The sequence below is a fragment of the Pandoraea pnomenusa genome, assembly GCF_040391475.1.
Taxonomy (GTDB): Bacteria; Pseudomonadota; Gammaproteobacteria; order Burkholderiales; family Burkholderiaceae; genus Pandoraea; species Pandoraea pnomenusa_C.
On the sequence record NZ_JBEBXS010000003.1, the window covers coordinates 149,157 to 169,994 of the forward strand.

General features: G+C 65.2%; 17 protein-coding genes. 4 read left to right on the forward strand and 13 right to left on the reverse strand.

The window, feature by feature from the left end; all coding sequences use genetic code 11:
* Positions 1–297: 297 nt before the first annotated feature.
* Complete coding sequence (locus tag ABWO90_RS04840) at positions 298–1,815, reverse strand: cryptochrome/photolyase family protein (RefSeq protein ID WP_353190068.1); 1,518 nt, start codon at positions 1,813–1,815, stop codon at positions 298–300.
* Positions 1,816–1,927: 112 nt separating this feature from the next.
* Between ABWO90_RS04840 and ABWO90_RS04845 the strand changes: the two genes are divergently transcribed.
* Positions 1,928–2,383, forward strand: coding sequence for a hypothetical protein (locus ABWO90_RS04845; RefSeq protein ID WP_353190069.1), 456 nt, complete (start codon positions 1,928–1,930; stop codon positions 2,381–2,383).
* Positions 2,384–2,640: 257 nt separating this feature from the next.
* Here ABWO90_RS04845 and ABWO90_RS04850 read toward each other — a convergent pair whose 3' ends face one another.
* From ABWO90_RS04850 to ABWO90_RS04890, 9 genes are all read right to left on the reverse strand, one after another.
* On the reverse strand, positions 2,641–3,150 hold the full coding sequence (locus tag ABWO90_RS04850) for an MgtC/SapB family protein (RefSeq protein WP_353190070.1): 510 nt from the start codon (positions 3,148–3,150) through the stop codon (positions 2,641–2,643).
* Between the two features lie 43 nt (positions 3,151–3,193).
* A complete protein-coding gene (dinB, locus tag ABWO90_RS04855; protein ID WP_353190071.1) occupies positions 3,194–4,324 on the reverse strand; it encodes a DNA polymerase IV in 1,131 nt (376 codons plus the stop codon).
* Positions 4,325–4,395: 71 nt separating this feature from the next.
* Positions 4,396–5,112 carry a hypothetical protein gene (locus ABWO90_RS04860; RefSeq protein WP_353190072.1) on the reverse strand — a complete coding sequence of 239 codons (717 nt, stop codon included), beginning with the start codon at positions 5,110–5,112 and terminating at the stop codon, positions 4,396–4,398.
* Between the two features lie 185 nt (positions 5,113–5,297).
* Positions 5,298–6,443, reverse strand: a complete 1,146-nt coding sequence (locus ABWO90_RS04865) for a CaiB/BaiF CoA transferase family protein (protein WP_353190073.1) — start codon at positions 6,441–6,443, stop codon at positions 5,298–5,300.
* Between the two features lie 108 nt (positions 6,444–6,551).
* On the reverse strand, positions 6,552–7,820 hold the full coding sequence (locus tag ABWO90_RS04870; RefSeq protein ID WP_353190074.1) for a CaiB/BaiF CoA transferase family protein: 1,269 nt from the start codon (positions 7,818–7,820) through the stop codon (positions 6,552–6,554).
* Positions 7,821–7,823: 3 nt separating this feature from the next.
* A complete protein-coding gene (locus ABWO90_RS04875; RefSeq protein ID WP_353190075.1) occupies positions 7,824–9,860 on the reverse strand; it encodes an aconitase family protein in 2,037 nt (678 codons plus the stop codon).
* Positions 9,861–9,989: 129 nt separating this feature from the next.
* Positions 9,990–11,066: an ABC transporter substrate-binding protein gene (locus ABWO90_RS04880; RefSeq protein ID WP_353190076.1), complete on the reverse strand. Its 1,077-nt coding sequence runs from the start codon at positions 11,064–11,066 to the stop codon at positions 9,990–9,992.
* Between the two features lie 189 nt (positions 11,067–11,255).
* Positions 11,256–12,206, reverse strand: coding sequence for a LysR family transcriptional regulator (locus tag ABWO90_RS04885; protein ID WP_353190077.1), 951 nt, complete (start codon positions 12,204–12,206; stop codon positions 11,256–11,258).
* Between the two features lie 571 nt (positions 12,207–12,777).
* Positions 12,778–14,586, reverse strand: coding sequence for an ABC transporter permease (locus tag ABWO90_RS04890; RefSeq protein ID WP_353190078.1), 1,809 nt, complete (start codon positions 14,584–14,586; stop codon positions 12,778–12,780).
* A gap of 361 nt (positions 14,587–14,947) precedes the next feature.
* Between ABWO90_RS04890 and ABWO90_RS04895 the strand changes: the two genes are divergently transcribed.
* The 3 genes from ABWO90_RS04895 to ABWO90_RS04905 all read left to right on the forward strand — a co-directional run bounded on the left by ABWO90_RS04895 (position 14,948) and on the right by ABWO90_RS04905 (position 17,425).
* Positions 14,948–16,075: an ABC transporter ATP-binding protein gene (locus ABWO90_RS04895; protein WP_353190079.1), complete on the forward strand. Its 1,128-nt coding sequence runs from the start codon at positions 14,948–14,950 to the stop codon at positions 16,073–16,075.
* 70 nt (positions 16,076–16,145) lie between these two features.
* Positions 16,146–16,940 (forward strand): thymidylate synthase, encoded by a 795-nt coding sequence (locus tag ABWO90_RS04900; protein ID WP_353190080.1) that lies wholly within the window; start codon positions 16,146–16,148, stop codon positions 16,938–16,940.
* Positions 16,937–17,425, forward strand: a complete 489-nt coding sequence (locus ABWO90_RS04905; RefSeq protein WP_353190081.1) for a dihydrofolate reductase — start codon at positions 16,937–16,939, stop codon at positions 17,423–17,425. Before ABWO90_RS04900 ends, ABWO90_RS04905 begins: the two co-directional genes overlap by 4 nt.
* 86 nt (positions 17,426–17,511) lie before the next feature.
* Here ABWO90_RS04905 and ABWO90_RS04910 read toward each other — a convergent pair whose 3' ends face one another.
* The 3 genes from ABWO90_RS04910 to ABWO90_RS04920 form a co-directional block, all read right to left on the reverse strand.
* Entirely contained in the window at positions 17,512–18,951 is a 1,440-nt protein-coding gene (locus ABWO90_RS04910; RefSeq protein WP_353190082.1) for a sensor domain-containing diguanylate cyclase, read from the reverse strand.
* 136 nt (positions 18,952–19,087) lie between these two features.
* Entirely contained in the window at positions 19,088–19,552 is a 465-nt protein-coding gene (gene speD, locus ABWO90_RS04915) for an adenosylmethionine decarboxylase (protein ID WP_353190083.1), read from the reverse strand.
* Complete coding sequence (locus ABWO90_RS04920) at positions 19,542–20,834, reverse strand: MFS transporter (protein ID WP_353190084.1); 1,293 nt, start codon at positions 20,832–20,834, stop codon at positions 19,542–19,544. Before ABWO90_RS04920 ends, speD begins: the two co-directional genes overlap by 11 nt.
* Positions 20,835–20,838 lie beyond the last annotated feature (4 nt).

Genomic DNA, 20,838 nt, shown 5'->3' on the forward strand with positions numbered 1-20,838 from the left:
GGATTTCTCAGCTTCCCCGTGTGGTTTTGGCCTGCCCTCGCTCGCTATCGCGCACTTTCGAGCGCGTCCGAGCATTTTAATGCACATCTATTGTTGTTATCACTGCTTCCTCCCTGACGCTCACTAACGCCCCCCGACGCTGCGAACCGCTACCGAAGCCCAGGCCTCTTGCGTGCCGTACTAGTATCAACGGACGATTTCGAAAAAAGTTGACCGGGGTATACACCGATCGGCAATGCATGCCGCACGACAGCAGATCTCGCGAACGCACCGGCCGTAACGCCCGACACTGGCGGATCAGTCGGCCTCATCGCCTTCGTCGTGCGCACGAGGCTTGCCTGACGTCCCGGGCGTCTTCACGACGGCGTATCGCGCCAGTGTCTCCTGACGCGCGACATCGTGGGCCACCAGCGGCTGTGGATAATCCCGTCCCAACACCACATCGGCCTCATCCAACGTTTGCGGATCGGCCCGCCACGGCGCATGCAGCGCCTTGTCGGGCAATTGGGCCAGCTCGGGCACGTACTTTCGAATGAAGCGCCCCTGCGGATCGAATTTCTCGGATTGCGTCACCGGGTTGAAGATGCGGAAATAGGGTTGCGCGTCGCACCCGGTAGATGCGGCCCACTGCCAGCCGCCATTATTCGCGGCCAGATCGAAGTCGTTGAGCGCCTGCGCGAAGTAGGCTTCGCCGCGCCGCCAGTCGATCCCCAGATCCTTGATCAGGAAGCAAGCCGTCACCATCCGCAGACGGTTATGCATATAGCCGGTCTGATTGATCTGCCGCATCGCGGCGTCGACCAGCGGATAACCGGTTCGCCCCTCGCACCACGCAAGGAAGGCCGCGTCGGCCGCCTTGCCGCTCGCCCATTCGATGGCGTCATACGCCGGTTTGAACGCCCTGCCGACCACATGCGGGTGGTGATGCAGGATCATGAAATAGAACTCGCGCCAGATCAGTTCGCTCAGCCATGTTCGCGCGCCATTGCCGGCGTCGCCACCGCGCGACATCGCAGTATGCGCTTCACGCGCGAGCGTACGGATGGAGATCGTGCCGAAGCGAAGGTGCACGGACAGATAGCTCGGCCCGCGCATCGCCGGATAGTCGCGGCGCGCGTGATAGTGCGCCATGCGCGGCAGGAAATCGTCGAGCAGTTGCTGCGCGCCCGACTCGCCCGGCGGCACGACCATCCGGCGCGACGCCGGCACGTCGAACCCCAGCGACGCCAACGACGGCATCGTGCCGCTCGCGCCCGTCGCATCATGTGGCGGGACGACCAGCCGCTTGACATCGGCCTTGCGCCCATGCGGCGCGAGATCCACCGGCCGCACCTGCTTGAGCCATGCCCGCTGATACGGCGTGAAGACGCTGTACGGCTCGCCTTGTGCCGACAGGACCTCGTTGATCTCGAAGATCACGTGATCCTTGACGCCCTCGAACCCGATGCCGATCGCGTCGAGCGAACGGGCCACCGAGCGATCCCGTTTCACCGCCGCCGGTTCGTAATCGCGCCCGGCGAACACCGTCTCGACACGGAGCGACTTCGCCAGCGCCGGAATCTCCTGGGCCGGATCGCCATGCCGGACAATCAACGCCCCGCCGGCCGCCGTCAGCGCGTCGGCCAACTCGCGCACGCTGTCATGAATGAATGCGACCCTGCGGTCGTCGCGCGGCAGTCCGTCGAGAATCGTCGTGTCGAACACGAATGCCACGTAAACTTCGGCGCACGTCGCGAGCGCCTGGGCCAGCGTCGCGTTGTCCGTGCAGCGCAGATCGCGCCGCAGCCATACCAGACCTTTGTGGAATTCGCTCATGTCGGTTCGGCGCGACAACCGCACGCCGTCTTCGAGGGTTCGCGGGACATGCCCGCCAAATCCCGTACCATAGCGAGATCGCGGACTTTATGCCATCGGCCTCGATTACCTCATGATTCGGAAGCTTCCGATTTCCGCCCCCTCGCGCCTCGTTCCCGCCATCCTGATCTGTCTGACGGCGACGTTATTCGTGACGGGGTGTGCGACCCCATCGAAACCGCAAGTCGGGGCTGCCGCCACACGGCCTGCGGCCCCCGACGCCGCCACGCTGCGTGAGCGTCATCTGGCGGCCGCCGATGCCGCGGCCGACCAGTATCGAACTTGCCTCTACGGCCACGTCGCCCGGTACGTCAATCTGGTGCCCGACCCCACGCGACTGGCAGACGAAGCCGCCACCGAGTGTGCGCCGATCACGGAACGCTTCCATCGGGAGCGTCAGGCGGCGATCGTGACGTACACCTCGCGCTCGGACGCAGCACAGCAAGCCGATGCCGCCACACTCACGCTGCAAGCCGACGGACTGCGCGTTGCGCGCGCCCGTGCCACGGAGTTGCGAGCGCTTCGTTAAAGGATTTGTGCACCGGATTCGGGTTGGCCTTACGTAGTCTCCCGAACGTGCTTTCCCTAATCGGGCAAGCCCCGATTGGCGAAAAACCCGCAGGTGACCAAAATGAAATCGCCCTCTTACGTCCTTTTGGGGGTACTGCGACAACGTCATTTGCCCGCTTCGGCGGGCATTTTTCTTCGGAATCCGCAGAAATCGCGTCCGTGACGTTCAGGACGAGGAGGTCGTGATGTGCATCTTCAGCGCACGCGAAATGGATGTCACTTGTCGTCGGGCGCACGCGGCGCCGACGCGTCCGCGCCCGTCGTATCCTTCGGCGGTTCGTCGTGTCCCAGCCACCGGTGCACGAGGGCTTCGACCCGCCCGCCGAGCGCCAGCACGATAAGCAGCAGCACCATCGCGGCGAGCGCGATGTGCCATCGACCGAGGCCGCAGATGATGCCGATGCCGGTCGTGCTCCAGAGTGCCGCGGCCGTCGTAAAACCGTGCACCGACGAACCGTGATTCGGCCGGATGATGCACCCGGCGCCGAGAAAACCGATCCCCGCCACGATGCCCTGCACTACGCGGCTGACCGACGTGCTGTCGTAGGTCAGTGTCGAGCCCGGGAACGGGACAACGGCGAGCACGAACAACGCCGAACCGAACGAGACGATGGCCAGCGTGCGCAGGCCGACCGACTTGTGATGCAGATTCCGGTTCAGCCCGACGAGGCCGCCCAGAATCAGGGCCGCAGTAAGCCGCAACGTGACCTCGGTGATCTCTGCCATCCTTCACCCCGCCCCTTTGTCCTTTAGGCGCCCGCAGCGCGTGTCATGCCTGTGATGCGGCATTATCACCTGCCGATGGCGGTGTGAGGCTGCCCGCGTCGTCCCAGTCGTCGAAGAGTCGCAATTGCCGCGTCGCCTGCGCTTCCAGCATTCTCACCCCCACGCCCAGAAGTCGCACGGGACGCCGCTTGCGCCCGACGGCCTCCGCAAGCAACTCGCGGCACTGGTGCGGATCGACGCCAAGCGCGCCGGCTTCCGCCGTCGTGCGCGAGAAATCGGCGAAGCGGATCTTGACGAAGACCTTCGCGATCGCAAACGGCTCGCTGCGGCGCGCCCGCGCAATGCGCTCGGCGAGTTGCTGGAGCAGTGGTTCGAGCGCGGCCTCACAGTCCGCCAGCGTGCGCAGGTCGCGTGTATAGGTCGTCTCGACGCTGATCGACTTGCGCTCTCGATCCGGACTGACCTCGCGTGTGTCGATGCCCCGGCAACGCTCATACAGGCGCTGGCCGAACACACCAAAACGCTCCGAGAGTTCCGCCATCGAATGACTTCGTAAATCCCCGCACGAATCCACGCCCAACGCGCGCAACTTCTCCGCGGTCACCTTGCCGACGCCGAACAAACGCTCGACCGGCAGCACGGCCACGAAGGCATCTACTTCCGCCGGACGCACGACGAACATGCCGTCCGGCTTGCGCCAGTCACTGGCAATCTTGGCGATGAACTTGTTGGGCGCCACGCCCGCAGAGACCGTCAGCCCGACCTCGGCCGACACGCGCGCGCGAATCTCGCGCGCAATCAGCGTGGCCGAACCGTCGCAACGCTCGCTTTGCGTGACATCGAGATACGCTTCGTCGAGCGACAGCGGTTCGACAAGCTCCGTGTAGTCGCGATAGATCGCCATGATCCGCTTCGATGCTTCCTGATAGCGCTGCATCGACGGCGGAATGATGCGCAACTCGGGGCAGAGCTTGACGGCCTGCGCCGAGGGCATGGCCGAGCGCACGCCAAAGGCACGCGCCTCGTAATTGCAGGTGGCGACCACCCCGCGCTGGTCCGGCTGACCGCCAACGGCCAGCGGAATGCCGCGCAGCGACGGGTCGTCCCGCATCTCGACGGAAGCGTAGAAACAGTCGGCGTCGCAGTGGATGATCTTGCGCGTAATGGATGACATGGCGGGCGGCGAAAACACTGTGCAAATATACAGAATTCACGCAGCATTTGTGCCCCATCAGTCACATCCCGTCACCGCACGGGCAAGAACTGAAGAAACTGGGCGCCCAGCAAGTTTTGCACGTACCCGATGCCGGCACGCCGGTACTTCTCGTCGAGCATCTCTGCGAGCAGATCGAGACGACCGATGATCTTGCCGAATTCGCGCTCGAAGCTCACGTTGCGAACGTCGGCGATCTCGTTCGCGAACAGCAACGGATGGCCTGCGACGTCGCGGCGGCTCGCCAGCAGCCATGCGGCGATCTCGACATTTCGCGCGGCGTTGTAGATGCGTTGCGCGTCGAGCCCGTCGCTCAGGTAGAACACCGTCGATCCCCCATGCGCCGTGATGATCGTGTCGGACAGACTGAAGATGAACGCGGCAACACGATCGCCGCCGAATGCCGGATCGAGCGACAACGACAGCGCTTTCACGTCGCGCAGGCCCTTCAAGTCCGCGACCGTGCGTCGCCCTTCGACAGCGGCGCGCAGGTCGGTCAGGGCCTGGGCCTGCGTAGTTGCCCCGCTCTTGCGCCACTCGCGCGGATTGCGCTTGTAGAGCTTGTCCGCGAGCAAATACAGGCTTTCGAGGTTCGCGCGCATGGCGAGTGTCGCCATGCGGTTGGTATCCGTCTGCGCGAGATCGGCTGTCGTCATCGCCGTCGAACGCACCGTGCCGTGCGCCGTCGTCGTGTCCTGATAGGAAACGCAACCGGTGCACATCGCCGCACCGAGCAGGGACGTCATCATCCATCGCGTTCGCGAGCGGCGGAGCGAGACACGGCGCCTTGACGGGAAAACAAGCCGTCGGGTGATGGGCATATCGAAATCCATTGGCGACGACAATCGACGACTCTACGCGATGAACCGCCCAGGTTCGCGCCCGCGCCGGCGGAAAATTGTGACATTCGGTAACGCACGCGTCGTTGGCGCACTCAAGGCAACAGCGCTTCACGCGAATGCGCGAACAGCGGATGCGTCATCGCCTCCTCCAGTCTGAGCACCGGCGTCACGCAGCAATCGGCCTGTGCGAATCGCTCGATCCACTCGCGTTGCGGCGCGCCCTCAAACACCGCTGCCAGTTCGGCTTGCAGCGAGCGCGCGTCCTCGCCACCCACGATCTGCCCGAGCGACCAGTGACGCGTCTTCCATTCGCTGCGCCCCAGCACATCGCACATCGTCTGCCAGAACTTGAGCTCCAGCGCCCCCACGGCCATGAAGCGCCCATCGCTGGTGCGATAGACCTGGTAGCAAGGCACGCCGCCGTTGAGCAGATCTCCGCCCGCCCGCGACACCTGCCCCTGCCGATGCAGCGCCACGGCAGGCACGACGTTCGAGCGGAAAACCTCGTGCGTCATCGAGATATCGAGCCACCGGCCGCGCCCGGTGCGTTGTGCCGCCACCAGCGCCGCCAGCACGGCTTGCACCGCCGCCTGCCCGCCTCCGTACAGGTCGCCGATCTGGAAGTTAGGTACGATCGGCGCGTCGTCGGCGTCGCAAAGCTGGTCGAGCACGCCGGCGTAACCGATGTAGTTGATGTCGTGTCCCGCCGCCTGTGACAGTGGGCCATGCTGCCCATACCCGCTGATCGACGCCATCACCAGCGATGGCCGGTGGCGCGCAAGCGTTTCGTAGTCGAAACCGAGTCGCGCCATTACCCCCGGACGAAATCCTTCGAGCAGGACGTCGGCGCGCGCGACCCACTCGAGAAACGTCGCGCGCCCGTCGGCCTGTTTGAGATCCAGCCGTTCAACGGTCTTGCCGCGATTGAGCAGACGCCAGAAACCACTCGGCGGCGTCTCGCCGTCGCGCAGCATCATCTCGCGCGCATAGTCGCCGGCGCCCGGATCTTCGATCTTCACGACGTGTGCGCCCAACTCCGCGAGGCGCAATCCCGCGAGCGGGCCGGGCAACAATCGAGTGAGATCGAGGACCACCACGCCGGCGAGTGGTGCGTCGGACGCATCGGCGCGATCAGACGGACGCCGCGCGGCAGACGAATCGGGCTCGGTGGATTCGGCGGAAGTAGCAGACGTGGCGGAAGTGGCAAACGCGGCGGACACAGCGGACGACTGGATCATGACGGGGCACGGAACGGATGGCAGGGATGCCCACACCGTACCGCGCCATGCCGTCCATCCGCAAGCGGATAACAGGCATCCTTCGTTCGGATAACTCCGAATTCAGCCTCACCCGGCGCTGTCTTTCCACAAAACGGGACCGGCCGCACCGGAGGTGTCGCCCGTCGCCGGGTCGTGCGCGGGTTCCGCCACCACTCCCTCGCTCAACAGGCGCGCGATCTGACCGTCCGGATAGCCCAGATCGCGCAAGATTTCATGCGTGTGCTCGCCCGCAGCAGGTAACGCGCGCCGCGCAGGCAAGCGCTGACCAGCCATCGTGATCGGCAGCAGCGGCACCTGCGTGGGTTCGCCGTCCTCGGTCAACAGATCACCCAGCCCGCCGCTCGCGCGCAAGTGCGGGTCGTCGAACAGGGCCTGCGGTTTGACGATAGGCGCGAACGGCAAGCCATGCCGTTCGAAGGCAGCGGCCAGATAGCCGGCGTCGAAACCCTCGATCATCTCGCGCAGTAGCGGTAGCAGCCAGTCACGCGCCAGCACGCGATCGTTGTTGGTGGCGAGCCGTGGATCTTCCGCCAGGTCGTGACGGCCGAACACGTCGCAGAAAATCCGCCATTGGCTATCGCTCACCACCGCCAGGAAAATCTGCACGCCGTCGCGCGCGGTGAACACGTCGTAGATGCCCCACGCAGAGACCCGCGCGGGCATCGGGTCGGGCGCAGCGCCCGTCACCGCGTACTGCTGCATGTGTTGCGCCGCGAGCAGCACGCAATTCTCGAACAAGGCGCCCTGCACTTCCTGCCCGCGTCCCGTGGTCTTGCGCTCATAAAGCGCCGCGAGCGCCGCCAGCGCACCGAAAACACCGCCCATGATGTCGTTGACCGACGAGCCCGCACGCAACGGCTGCCCCGGCGGGCCGGTCATGTACGCCAGCCCGGCCATCATCTGCACGACCTCGTCGAGGGCCGTACGCGCCTCGTAAGGTCCGGGCAGAAACCCCTTCAGCGACACGTACACCAGTGCCGGATTGAGCCGCGAGAGCGTCCCGTAATCGAGACCGATCTGTCGCATGCGCCCCGGCTTGAAATTCTCGGTGAGCACGTCGGCCGTGCCCACCAGTCGCAGGATCAACTCGCGCCCCTCAGGCCGGCTCACATCCACGGCGAGGCTTCGCTTGTTGCGGTTGAACGTTCGAAAGAAGCCTGCACCCGTGCCCAGCAGACGCCGGGTGGCGTCGCCGCCGACCGGTTCCACCTTGATGACGTCGGCACCGAGGTCGCCGAGCACCATGCCGCACGTAGGCCCCATCACCATGTGGGAAAACTCCACAACGCGAATGCCCTTCAATGGCATCGGCGTTGCAGGGGACGCGTCCTGCATCGACTACCCTCCCGAACCTGCGCTCGACGCTGTGTCGTGTCTGCGGTCCGGCACGCTCACCGGATGCGGCACGAATCCATCGCGTCTTAGTTGATCGAAGCCGACGATATACCCCGCCAAGGCACTCGCTGCCACCGTGGCCGGACTGCCCAGCCACATCTGTCCCGGCCCGGAACGGCCAGGAAAATTCCGGTTCTGCGCGCTGATGACCACCTCATCGGCGGCGCGCGACACGCCGGGTCCGGCATTCACGCAGGCACCGCAACCCGGCGCGAGCATCGTCACGCCCGCAGCCTGAAATACCTTCACGTAGCCCTGGGCTTCGCACCATGACTGCACATCTTCACTGCCGTATTGCAGGTAGAAGCGCACACCGTCGGCCACGCAATGGCCGTGCGCCAGGCCCCAGGCGAGCACGTCGTGGCACGCCCGCAGATCGTCGCGCTTGCTACCCGTGCACGACCCGCCGTAGGCGATATCGATCGATACCGTCGCCGACAGATCGGCCAGTGCCACGCCGTTGCCCGGGTCGCCCGGACTCGCCACCATCGCGCCGAGTCGTGCGCAGTCGACTTCGATCACGTGGGCGTACGATGCCTGCACATCGCTCGTCATCCACGGCGCCAGTGCGACATCGATGCCGCGCCGCTCGCGCAAGTAGCGCACGGTTTCCTCGTCGGGCACGACCAGTCCGGTCAGTCCGCCAATCTCCGCCACCATGTTGGTAAGCGTGGCGCGTTCGTCGGTCGACAGCGCGCGCACCGCGTCGCCCGTGAATTCGATGATCTGGCCAATGGCGCGCCCGTCGCGGATATAAGGCAAGTGCAACAGGTGCAGCGCCAGATCCTTCGCGCCCACGCCCGCAGGCAACCGCGAGTGCAATTGCACGAGACAGGTGCCCGGCACCGCCAGACGCGCGTCGCCCGTCAACCAGGCATTCGCCATTTCGGTCGCCCCCACCCCGAACGCGAAGGCCCCGAGTGCACCGCAATGCGGCGTGTGCGAATCGGTGCCGACGACGACTTGCCCCGGCAGCGCGTAACGTTCGAGCATCAGGGCGTGGCAGATGCCCTCCGAGCCGCCGCCCGTGGCGCGTCCGTGAAGCCGGATATCGTGCGCCGCACAGAATTCGCGCTGCACCGCGCCGAGCCGTTGGGCCGCGTCGACCAGCGACGGGGCCCGGCTGCCATCGGCCGTCACGGCGTCGAGGTGCGTAAGGTGGTCTTCGAAACACAGCATCGACGCCCGATCATGGAGCGGGGGCACGTCCTCGCCTATGGTGTCGAACGCATGACGCAGGAAGCTCACCGCCATCGGCGTGACGTATTCGTGGGAGAAGCGCCAGTCGGCGGGCACGAACACGGCGTCGCCCGCACGCACGCGCGGCACGCCCAGCGCTTTTGCAATGATCTTCTCGCCGTACGTCATCGGCCCCGGCGCGTGGGCGGGACAGGGCGGCACGACTTCACCCGTCAGGCGCCGCCGTGTGTAGCCGAACAGCCCGCCGCTGCGCACGATCGCTTCGCCGAGGGCGTCGCAATCTTCCAGGAACGCCTCGATGGGCACGGCTTCGCCCGCTTGCAGACGCTCTGCGAGCGCCACGTCGGTCGACATCAACAGCCCGAGGTTCTGGCAGTTCTGCGCATAGATGCGCTCGAAGCTCTCGGCAATCACGATGCGAATGCCCGCGCACCATTCGGCAAACGGACTGGCTTCGCGCGACGACCCTTTGCCCCGACGCAAGCCGGCGACCGACAGCGCAAAGCCGCCGTCACGTACCGCGTTCGGCCTGACGGGGAACACACCGGCCGGATCGGCAGCGTCGTCATTGCATCGCAATCCGACATAAACGTAGTCGCCCAGCGTTTCGTCGAACGCCAGACACGCCCACGCGGGCGTCATTTCGTCGGTGGAGATCTGATCGCGTAGCGCACCGGCCTCGGCACGCGTGAGCACTTCCCCCGACAGTTGCCGGGTCATGGCCTCGGCACGGTCGCTCAACCACAACACCCGGCCATTCAGTTGCACGGTCGCTTGCATGGGATCGCTCCTCGATGGTTCCCGCATGGGGGTCACCCGTCTCGATCGCAAGTTCCGTGCCGAACCGAGGTGCGGCAACGAAGGGAAAGTGAAGTCATCACGTCCAAACACCCGTTTGTCGGGCGATGTTCAGGGGTACTGGCGATTTGCCTGCACGGCAAACGTGTTGGTCCAGGTGTCGCCCAGGCGGATCTGCGCCGGCTTGACTTCCGGCGTGAACGACGCGAGCGCCTTGAGCGCCGTGGCCGGGCCGCCGGTCGGCATCATGCCGTCGGGCGAGAACGCCTCGCGGCAATTGGCGAACGCCTTCAGATAGAGCGTCTTGTCGCCCAGCAGATACGATTCGGGCACCGTCTTGATGAGATCGGCGCCCGACGCATGTGCCAGCCATTTGTCCGCGCGCACGATGGCGTTGGCCAGCGCCTGCACGGTGTGCGGATTCTTCTGGATGAAACTTTGCGGTGCATACATGACGGCTGCCGGCATCGGACCGCCGAACACGGCGCGGGTACCGGCCTGCGTGCGGGTGTCGACAAGCACCTTCAGGTCGCCCGACTCCTGCAGCAGGGTCATCATCGGATCGACGTTGGACACGGCATCGACCTGACCGCCGCGTGCGGCGGCCACCACCGTGGCGTTGCTCCCCACGCCGACGATGGACACGTCGTTCGGCTTGAGGCCGGCCTTGGTCAACGCCACGTTCACGAGCATGTGCGTACTCGACCCCGGTGCACTCACGCCAATGCGCATGCCTTTGAGATCCTTGACCGACTTGACCTCGTCCGCCTTGCCCTTGACCACGCCGAGCACGAGTTGCGGCGCGGCGCCCAGCACGACGAACGCCTGATAGGTCAGCCCTTTGGTCTGCATCAGCAGCGTATGTTCGAACGCGCCGGTCCCCACGTCGGCACTGCCGCCTACCACGGCTTGCAGGGCTTTCGAGCCGCCCGCAAAGTCGTCGATGGTCACGTCGAGGCCTTCGTCCTTGAAGTAGCCGAGCTGCTCGGCAATGGTCAGCGGCAGGTAGTAGAGCCCGGGCTTGCCGCCCACGGCGATGGTGATCTTCGGTTTTTCCAGCGGTTGTGCAGGCGCAGCAAAGGCCCCGGAGGTCAGGCTCAGTGCCACGAGGCCCAGGGCCATGAGCGTGAGAACGAGAATCAATCGTCCCACGGCATCGCGCACGCGGCGCGCTTCGGCTTGTCTCATCGCGTGTCTCCTCCCGCCTGATGCGGGACGCAGGCGCGCTCCGGCTCGTCGGCCGGAATCGCTATCGGCCCCCAGAGCATCCGCCGGCCCCGCTGTGGGCACAAGTTGTGTTTCGGCATGCCACGCATCGCCGTTCACGATGCCTGTGCGTGCCGTGGGGGGCAATCCTGGGTGCCATCTGAGGTGCCATCAGGCCTCTTCGCACCCATCGGTTGTTACGCGCGTTCCCTCTGTTACGTTACGCGCGCACAAATGGTCGACCAGCATGCGCGACGCCACGGGTAGCGCGTCGTAACGCCGCACGCACACGATGAGTCGTCGGTCGGCCCACGAATCGGTCAGCGGCACGATGCGCAGCGCTGCTCCGTCCGTGACTTGCGAATAGATGCCCACAGCCTCGCGCGGCGCCACGGCCAGCCCCAGGTTGGCACGCACCATCCGGCAGACTGCTTCGAATGTCGAGACATGGATGCGGAATTTGACGGTCTTGCCCTGTTCGGCGGCCAGACGTCGCAGCACGGTGTACATGGCGCTGTCCGGATGCACGCCCACGTGGTCGAAATCGAGCGTGTCGATGAACGCGAGTTGCTCGGCGCCGGCCAGCGGATGATCGCGATGCAGCACGGTCACGATCTGGTCGTGGCGATAGGGGAAGACTTCGACGTCGCGGGTGTCCACGGCGTCCCAGCAGATACCGATATCGGTCGCACCGTCGGCCACACCGCGCACGACCTGCGCACTGGTGTGCTCTTCGAGGTCGACCTTCACGCCTTCGTGACGGCGCAGGAAGGCGCCCAGTTCATCGGGCAATGTTTCGACGATGGAGGAAACGTTGGCGAAGATGCGAATGTGGCCACGCACGCCGCTGGTGTATTCGGACAGATCGCCCTGCATCTTCTCGAGACTGCGCAGGACGTTGCGCGCGTGATGCAAGAGCGCCTCACCGGCGGGCGTGGCGCGTACGCCCCACTTGTGGCGCTGGAGGAGTGCGGAGCCGACGAGGGACTCGAGGTCGTTGATCCGCTTGCTCACCGCAGAAGGCGCGATGAACTCGCGCTCGGCCGCGCGGGCAATGCTGCTTTCCTCGCAAACCGCAACGAACAGTCGTAACGACACCAGATCGATCCGCCATAGCGCCATGCCTGTCTCCCGAAGGCACTGCATTGACAGCGATATTGCGGCGTGTGTGGCAAAAATGCCACCGGGCGCCGCCCTTGACGACACTGGAAAACAACACCGGGCCCCTGGAGGGAAGTCCGGCAGCCGCACAGACCCTGTCGACGACGATGGAGAGGGACCTGACGGAACGCGCCTCGGGTGCCGACAGGTTACAGGTTCCCGTCGGACGTCGTGCGTCCGTTTCAGTGTGCCCGCGCCGGTCCCTCCCAAGGCCCCGCTAGCGCATCGATCCCACAAGCAAAACGGTACCCCATCCCCCGTCTGCACTGTCGAACGATACCTCTGGCGGTGGTGCCGACGCCAAGGCCATGAACAGCCAACATTTGCAAATGATGATCGCAATCATTTTGTTGACGCTCAGACATCCCGGTTTCGTTGCCGGGTCTGCTTTGACTATAGTGCGGCGCTATCGGGGCGGCAACCGGGAATCGTTTCAGGAATTTACAACGGGGTAGAGTGCGGCCTCGAAACACCGCCTCGCACAGCGCGACGCTCCCGCCGCGCCAACGCCCTGCGTCCATGCGTCAATGTGTCAGCGCCGGCGGGCAATCGCGCGCGCGAGCACCAGTACCGGCAGCAGCCCCACGAGCACGAGTGTCAGGGCTGGCACGGCGGCCTCAGCCAGGCGCTCGTCCGCCGCGAGATGACTCGTGACGACGGCGAGCGTATCCATGTTGAACGGGCGCAGTGCGAGCGTCGCGGGGAGTTCCTTCATGACGTCGACGAAGACCAGCAGTGCCGCCGTCAACACGCTGCCGCGCAGCAGCGGCAGGTGCACGCGTCGCAGCATCGACCAGCCGCCTACGCCCAGACTGCGGGCGCTCGCGTCGAGATTCGGGGCGATGCGGGCGAAGCCGGCGTCGACACTTTGCAGCGCCGCCGGCAGGAAACGCACGAGGTAGGCGTAGATCAACACGCCGCCAGTACCGGCGAGCACGAGGCCGTCGGCCCCGAACACGTTGCCGATCCACGTGTCGAGATGCAGCACCGGCGTGAGAATGCCCAGCGCGATGACCGCGCCCGGGATCGCGTAGCCCACACCCACGAGGCGCACGGCGAGGCGCGTAACGCGTCCCGGCGCCAGCCGTTGTGCGTATCCCAGCACGATGGCAAAGAGGCTCGCGACGAGCGCGGCCATCGCGGCAAGGCGCACGGTGTTCCAGACCCACTCGCCGTAGCGCGTCCACGGCACCTGATCCAGCTCGGAGACCGCGAGGCGCAGCATGATGAGCGCAGGCAACACGAAGCCGATGACCAGCGGCAACGCACAACCGATCGTGGCGAGCGCCGCACCCGCGCCTCGCAATCGTGTGCGGCGTGAGGTCACGGGCGCACGCCCCGGCGCGCCGTAATATCGCAGGCGCGCCCGGCTGCGCGCTTCCGCGATCAGCAGGACAAGCACGGCGAACAGCAGGCACGCGGAGAGTTGCGCAGCGGCAACGCGGTCGCCCATCGACAGCCATGCCCGATAGATCCCCGTGGTGAAGGTGGGCACGCCGAAGTACGCGACTGCACCGTAGTCCGCCAACGTCTCCATGAGCACGAGCGCCACCCCAGCCACCAGCGCCGGTCGTGCGAGCGGCAACGCCACACGCAAGAACGCCTGCGTCGGGGTGCAGCCCAGGGTTCGCGCCGCCTCGAAAAAGCGCTGGCTGTGCTCGAGGAACGCCGTGCGCGCCAACAGATAGACATACGGGTAGAACGCCCCGGCAAAGACCCACGACGCGCCGTACCACGAACGCACTTCCGGGAACCAGGTGACGCGATCCACGGCGAGCCACTGGCGCAATGCGCTCTGCACCGGCCCGGCAAACTGGAGGAAGTCGGTGTATGCATACGCCGTAACGTAGGCGGGCATCGCCAGTGGCAGGATCAACGCCCATTCGAGAATGCGTCGGCCCGGGAACGTGTAATGCACGACCAGCCATGCGGGGATCACGCCCATCGCCAGCACGCCCGCACTCACGACGAGCGAGATTCGCAACGAATTCAGGGCGTACTCGGGCAGCACCGTGTCGAGCATATGCGCGAGCACGGCCCGCGTTTCGGCGTCGCCCGCGCCCAACGCCGCCACGATGCCGATCATCGGTATCAACACGACCAGCGCCGCGATCCAGGCGACCAGCCGCCACGCCCATCGGCCGGCGAATCGGGCAGCGAATCGGCCGGCAAATCGGCCGACGCGCAGGCGTCGCGCGGTCGGCGCGACACTCGCGGGGGACGTCATCGTGGTCGCAGCCATCACCGGGGACGACGGCATCGCCCGCAGCTCAACGGACTCGGACGGGAAATCGGCGGAGACAGACTCGGCGGCGGCGCGTGATTCAGGCGTCGATGACATCGGCAAATCGGTAGCGGAATGGGTTAGCGAACCGGCGGCGTACCGTCCGCGACGGCCGGACGGCCAATCGCGACGGCGACGACGCGCACGAGGCGACTGACCGTTGACAATGGCCCGGACACCTTGCGCCTCGCGTCGTTTCGGGGAACCGGCAGACATACACGGGTCTAAGCGTTGTAAATTATACGCATTCGCAATTGCGACTCTGACGCTGCCGGGACTGGAAAGTGCCCCGGCAAGGCAAGAAATGCGTCGCGACGTTCACTGCAATGCATGCGAGGCCCGCTCACCGGTCGTTCCCCCGTTCGACCGGTGGTTCGTTTGCCCGCCTACTCCGACCACGCCACGCCAACACCAGCCGATGCCCCTGCCCTATCTTCTGCTCGACCACATCAGCGTGAATTACGACGCCGCCGGACACCTTCACACAGCGGTTCGCGACCTGTCGCTGTCGCTGGCGCGCGGCGAGATCGGCTGTCTGCTCGGGCCCTCCGGCTGTGGCAAGACGACGGTGCTGCGCGCCGTCAGCGGCTTCGAGCCGCTCGCGGGCGGGCGCATCGTACTCGACGGCCACGAGGTGGCCAACGCGCAGATGAGCGAGCCGCCGGAGCGGCGTCATATCGGGGTGGTGTTCCAGGATTACGCGCTGTTTCCGCATTTGAATGTGGCGCAGAACATCGGCTTCGGTCTCGGACGCATGCCCCGCAGCGAACGGCAATCACGCGTGGAGATGCTGGCCGAACGCGTGGGGCTGGCAGGCGTCCTCCGAAAGTATCCGCATGAGTTGTCGGGCGGCCAGCAGCAGCGTGTGGCGCTTGCCCGCGCCTTGGCCCCCTCCCCGGCGCTGTTGCTGCTCGACGAACCGTTCTCGAACCTCGATCTCGATCTGCGCGAACGGCTCGCGGTGGAAGTGCGCGAGATCATTCGTGCCAGCGGCGCCACCGCCATTCTCGTCACGCACGATCAGCACGAGGCCTTCGCAATGGCCGATCGCATCGGCGTCATGCATGCAGGCGCGATTGCGCAATGGGCACCTGCGCGGGAGTTATGGCGCACGCCGGCCAATCGGGTGGTGGCGGACTTCATCGGGCGCGGCGCCTTGATTCCCGGCACGTTCCGGGGCAATACCGATGGCGGCGGCATCTCGCTCGAAATCGGCGAGGTCCCGGTCGCACCGCTGCTGGCGGAAAAGCTGTTGCGCACGGCGGCCAAGGACGCTTACCCGGTCGACGTCGACGTGCTCCTGCGCGCCGACGACATTGCGCACGATCCCGCCAGCCCGTTCGAGGCCACGCTGGTGCGGCGCGCGTTTCGCGGGGCCGACCAGCTCTACACATTGCGGCTGGCGTCCGGGCGCGAGGTCGTGGCCCGCATGGACGGCGATCTGGCGCATGAGATCGGCGAGCGCGTCGGGTTGCGATTGACGGTTCAGCATGCGGTGGCATTCGCGGCCAGTGCCGCCGAATCGGCTCACGCGATCACCGTTTGACGCTGACCCCGGCGCTTACCGGACGCCATCGCCCCGAAGGCTGGTAAAATCCGCCAAAACGGATGGGCCTATGAAACAGTACCTCGACTTCATGCGCCATGTACTCGAACATGGCACAGACAAAACTGACCGCACGGGCACGGGCACGCGCTCGGTGTTCGGCTATCAGATGCGCTTCGACCTGCAGGAAGGTTTCCCGCTCGTCACCACCAAGAAGGTGCACATCAAGTCCATCGTCCACGAATTGCTGTGGTTCCTCCAGGGCAGCACCAATGTGCGCTATCTGCAGGAAAACGGCGTATCGATCTGGAACGAATGGGCAGACGCCGACGGTGAACTCGGTCCGGTCTACGGCGCGCAATGGCGCTCGTGGCCGACGCCGGATGGCGGACACATCGACCAGATCACCCAACTGGTCGACCAGATTCGCAAGACCCCGGACTCGCGCCGCCTGATCGTCTCCGCCTGGAACGTGGGTGAGATTCCGCGCATGGCGCTGCCGCCATGTCACGCGTTCTTCCAGTTCTACGTGGCCGACGGCAAGCTCTCGTGCCAGTTGTATCAGCGCAGCGCCGACATCTTCCTCGGCGTGCCGTTCAACATTGCGAGCTACGCGCTGCTCACGCACATGATGGCGCAGCAGACGGGGCTGGACGTGGGCGATTTTGTCTGGACGGGCGGCGACTGCCACCTGTACAACAATCACCTCGAACAGGTGCAAACGCAACTCGCGCGCGAGCCGCACCCGTTGCCGAAGCTGGAGATCGCGCGCAAGCCGGACTCGATCTTCGACTATCGCTTCGAGGATTTCGAAATTACCGGGTACGAAGCGCATCCGCACATCAAGGCACCGGTCGCCGTATGACAATCCTGACGCTGGTCGTCGCCCGCGCCGAGAACGGCGTGATCGGGCGCGACAATCAATTGCCCTGGCGTTTGCTGGAAGACCTCGCCCACTTCAAGCGCACTACGCTCGGCAAGCCGATCGTGATGGGACGCAAGACGTACGACTCGATCGGTCGTCCGCTGCCGGGCCGCCGCAACATCGTGGTGTCGCGCAATCCCGATCTGAAGATCGAGGGCTGCGATGTCGCGGGTTCGCTGGTCGACGCCATGCGGCTGTGCGTGGGCGCGGAGGAAATCTGCCTGATCGGCGGTGCGCAGTTGTATGCCGAAGCCCTGGCGAGTGCCGACAAGGTGATCGTGACGGAAATTGCCAAGGCCTTCGAAGGCGATGCGCACTTTCCGGATCTGCCCGCCGCACAATGGCGTGAGACCGCCCGCGAGACGCATCACTCCCCGGCCCCCAACGACTTCGATTACGCCTTCGTGACCTACGAACGGATCTGACGTCGCGCCAATAGTGCCCGGATGTCACGGCGCGCAATGGCGCGCCGTTTTTCTTGCACAGTCGTCACCACGGCGAACTTTCGCCCTCACGCGCTGAGATTTTCTCTCGGCGCCGTCGCCCCCATCTCGAAGTCGCCATCGGCCGGCATCGAGATGCCGCTCGACACATAGACGCGGTCGCGACCGAGCCGCTTGGCGGCGTACAGCGCTTCGTCCGCGCAGGCAATCAGACGCTCCGGCGTGTCATTCACGGCGCCCTGCTGCGGCACATGCGTCGCACAGCCGACGCTGACCGTCACCAGCCCTTTCGGCCCCGGGCCGGGCTTTGCCAACGCCCTCACGCTGTCCGTCACGCGCGCGGCCACGAACTGTGCACCGTGGGCGTCGGTTTCGGGCAGGACGATCACGAACTCTTCGCCGCCGTATCGCGCGACGGTGTCTCCCGGGCGATGCGTCGAGCGCAACAATGCCAGCGCCACCTGTCCCAGGCACTCGTCGCCAACGGGGTGTCCGAACTCGTCGTTGTAGCGTTTGAAGTGATCGACGTCGACCATCAGCAACGACAACGGATGCCCGGCTCGGCGCGCCTGCTCGAAGTCGCGCGGAAACCTTTCATTGAAGTACCGACGGTTGAAGATGCCGGTGAGCGCGTCGCGGTTGCTGTACTCGATCAGTCGCAGGTGAGCACGGGTCAGCTCGCGGTACAGCCGCGTGACTTCCCACACCAGCACGCACACGAGCATGCCCGGCGCCGACATGCTGAACAACCGCGCGAGGTACCAGCCCAGCGAGAACTTCACGGTGCTCATGAGGCTGAGTACGGTGTCGGTCACGCAGGCGAGCACCGCGAGCGCAATCCATACGTCGAGCACGGTGCGCAAGCGGCCTAGCGCGAGCACGGCGCCAAGAACGCCGAGGTTCAGCACCAACAGCACGATGCCCGCACCGCTGGCGGAGAAGTCGCCCGGTGCAGTGGCGGGCGACAACGCCGGCGGCAACGGCACGGCCAGCACCGTCGCGCAAAGCAACATTCCGACGATGAGCGGCAGGCCGACGAAGCGCCAGATGGCACGTCCGGGAGGTGGTAGTTGCGTGACCGCCTGCGGCGTGAACAAACGGCGCGTGATCATGGCAATCAGAACGAGAATGGGAAACCCGGCATGCCAGAACACCCAGATCCAGCCGGAGGTCGTGGGATGTGCGCCGAACAGCCCTGCTGGCGTGAACAGGCCCGGATACGTGAGCAGCTGCATGGCGACGGTCAATGCGGTGAACGCATACGCCCCGGCGAGCAATCCGAAAACAGGAAGACGACTGACCTGAAACTGCGCGCCGAGCAGGAACGCAGCGATGGTGGCCGTCGTGAAGACCGTCAATCCGCACATGGGCAAAAACGGCGCCACGGCAGGCAACGCAGCCGTGGCATTCGGTGCCGCCAGGATCAAGGCGGCAAGGATGACGATCGCCAGGCAGCCGGCAAATGCCCGCTGCCCGCGCGACGCCCGCTCCATCAGAAAGCCGTCCATGAAGCCCCCCCCTCAGCCCGTGGCGTGTCGGCGTTGTCATACTTGTTGGGTGACACGCCCCGGCGCAGCGCAATCGAGTCCGCACAGGGACTGACAATTTGGGAAGGATGCACCAATTTCCGACGAATGCCAACCGTCAGAACGACAGCCGTTCGGTCTGCGGATCTCCGCGCATGAGGGCTGTCATGCGCCACGTGCACTGCGGGAACTCGTCGCAGAACATACGTAGTATCTGATGCGGATCGCAGGTCGTTCCGCACGTGAATGCATCGAAGAATGCCCTACTCTCGTCCGGATAGGTATGCAACGACACGTGCGACTCGGCAAGCAGCATCAAGAGGGTGACCCCGGAAGGCTGAAACACGAAGTCGACGGTTTTGATCAGCGTTGCACCGGAACGAACGATGCCTGCTTCGAGCAGCGAACACAGATAAGGGGCGTCATTGAGCGCTTCTGCGTCGATCCCGTAGAGATCGGCCAGGATATGCCGCCCGAAGAATCCATAAGGACCGGCAGGATCTTCCGCATTCAGCTTCGCCGACCTCCCGTCGGCGCGCGCAGGCGGCACAAGGACGTGTGACGCTTTCATCTCATCGGGCATCAATGACCTCGGGATTCTCGGCACGGCGGCGAGCAACCAGCCATACACCCATGCCCGCAGCGGCCACAACGAGTAGCCCATTGGCGACCAGCCCGCCACTGAGTCCGCCCATGCTGACAAGTCCCCCGGCCAATACCCCGGAGAAGGCTTCACCGGTGTTGGCCAGCGTTGAGAACACGCCGAAGTTCATGCCGATGCGATCCGACGGCGAATTCCGTTGTATCAGCGTCGCAAGTACCACATCGACACACGCCCCGGCAATGCCCATCCCGAACGCGATCAGTAACATCCATGGCACCCCCGGAAGCATCGGGAGCATCGAGAGGCAGCCGCCGTAGAGCGCCCAGTAGCCAAGCAACCTGGCCGCGCTCATCCGCCGTGGGCGGCGAGTATAGGCGAATGCACCGGCGATTGTCCCTCCGGCGAGGACACTGGCAACCACGGCCGCGGCGCCCTGCGTGCCACCGACTTCGATGGCACGCGCCGGAATCATTACGCGAAGCGCCGCCCCGACGAAGAGAATGCAAACCGACGACATCACGATCGCAGCAAACAAAGGCGGGCTTCGCGAGATCTCTCGACACGCCCGCGACCATGCCCCACACATTCGTACCAGCCGGTGCCACCATCCTGTCACGTCTCCACCGCCTCGGGCTCGGGATGACGCGGAAATCGGTGCGAACCGAGCGCGAACGCTTTGCGGTACCCGATACAAGAGTCCGCATGCGACCAAATAAGTCAGCGCATCGAATGCCATGACCCATGTTACGGAACCCACCCACAACAATGCACCGGCCAGCGCAGGTCCAACCGCTGCCCCTACCTCCCACGAGATCTGGGTCAATCCGTTCGCTGCAACCAGATGCCCGCCGTCCACCAGCCGGGGAACCGTCGCTTGAAATGCCGGCTGAAAGAGCGTACGAAACGTGGTCATGGCACACCCCGCCAGCGCCAGCCCCCATGGGGCGAGCGACTCGAGATACACCGCAAGCGCCAATGCCAGGGTGATCGTGGCGCGCGCCAGATCGCACCCGAGCATGACCTGCCGGGCGTTGGCGACGTCCGCCAATCGCCCACCCAACGGCCCCGCGACGAGGTACGGAAGGAATCGCAGGAAGTAGATCCACCCGACTTGCTGCAGATCGCCCTGAGTCAAAGCCAACGCCAGGAGAACGAAGGCCAGTTCATGTGCACCGTCGCCGGTTTTGGAGATGAAGTCGGCGGTCAATACGCGCGTGAACAGTCGCTCAGATCGAAGCACCCGAGTCAAAGAAGCGGTCATGGGC

What these genes read in the sequence shown, in the direction of transcription:
- ABWO90_RS04870 (WP_353190074.1), bottom strand. Translation starts at nt 7,820, where the DNA reads ATGCAGGACGCGTCCCCTGCAACGCCGATGCCATTGAAGGGCATTCGC.
- dinB (WP_353190071.1), bottom strand. Translation starts at nt 4,324, where the DNA reads ATGTCATCCATTACGCGCAAGATCATCCACTGCGACGCCGACTGTTTC.
- ABWO90_RS04850 (WP_353190070.1), bottom strand. Translation starts at nt 3,150, where the DNA reads ATGGCAGAGATCACCGAGGTCACGTTGCGGCTTACTGCGGCCCTGATT.
- ABWO90_RS04910 (WP_353190082.1), bottom strand. Translation starts at nt 18,951, where the DNA reads ATGGACGGCTTTCTGATGGAGCGGGCGTCGCGCGGGCAGCGGGCATTT.
- ABWO90_RS04920 (WP_353190084.1), bottom strand. Translation starts at nt 20,834, where the DNA reads ATGACCGCTTCTTTGACTCGGGTGCTTCGATCTGAGCGACTGTTCACG.
- ABWO90_RS04875 (WP_353190075.1), bottom strand. Translation starts at nt 9,860, where the DNA reads ATGCAAGCGACCGTGCAACTGAATGGCCGGGTGTTGTGGTTGAGCGAC.
- ABWO90_RS04860 (WP_353190072.1), bottom strand. Translation starts at nt 5,112, where the DNA reads ATGATGACGTCCCTGCTCGGTGCGGCGATGTGCACCGGTTGCGTTTCC.
- speD (WP_353190083.1), bottom strand. Translation starts at nt 19,552, where the DNA reads ATGCCCGATGAGATGAAAGCGTCACACGTCCTTGTGCCGCCTGCGCGC.
- ABWO90_RS04890 (WP_353190078.1), bottom strand. Translation starts at nt 14,586, where the DNA reads ATGTCATCGACGCCTGAATCACGCGCCGCCGCCGAGTCTGTCTCCGCC.
- ABWO90_RS04840 (WP_353190068.1), bottom strand. Translation starts at nt 1,815, where the DNA reads ATGAGCGAATTCCACAAAGGTCTGGTATGGCTGCGGCGCGATCTGCGC.
- ABWO90_RS04865 (WP_353190073.1), bottom strand. Translation starts at nt 6,443, where the DNA reads ATGATCCAGTCGTCCGCTGTGTCCGCCGCGTTTGCCACTTCCGCCACG.
- ABWO90_RS04905 (WP_353190081.1), top strand. Translation starts at nt 16,937, where the DNA reads ATGACAATCCTGACGCTGGTCGTCGCCCGCGCCGAGAACGGCGTGATC.
- ABWO90_RS04885 (WP_353190077.1), bottom strand. Translation starts at nt 12,206, where the DNA reads ATGGCGCTATGGCGGATCGATCTGGTGTCGTTACGACTGTTCGTTGCG.
- ABWO90_RS04900 (WP_353190080.1), top strand. Translation starts at nt 16,146, where the DNA reads ATGAAACAGTACCTCGACTTCATGCGCCATGTACTCGAACATGGCACA.
- ABWO90_RS04845 (WP_353190069.1), top strand. Translation starts at nt 1,928, where the DNA reads ATGATTCGGAAGCTTCCGATTTCCGCCCCCTCGCGCCTCGTTCCCGCC.
- ABWO90_RS04895 (WP_353190079.1), top strand. Translation starts at nt 14,948, where the DNA reads ATGCCCCTGCCCTATCTTCTGCTCGACCACATCAGCGTGAATTACGAC.
- ABWO90_RS04880 (WP_353190076.1), bottom strand. Translation starts at nt 11,066, where the DNA reads ATGAGACAAGCCGAAGCGCGCCGCGTGCGCGATGCCGTGGGACGATTG.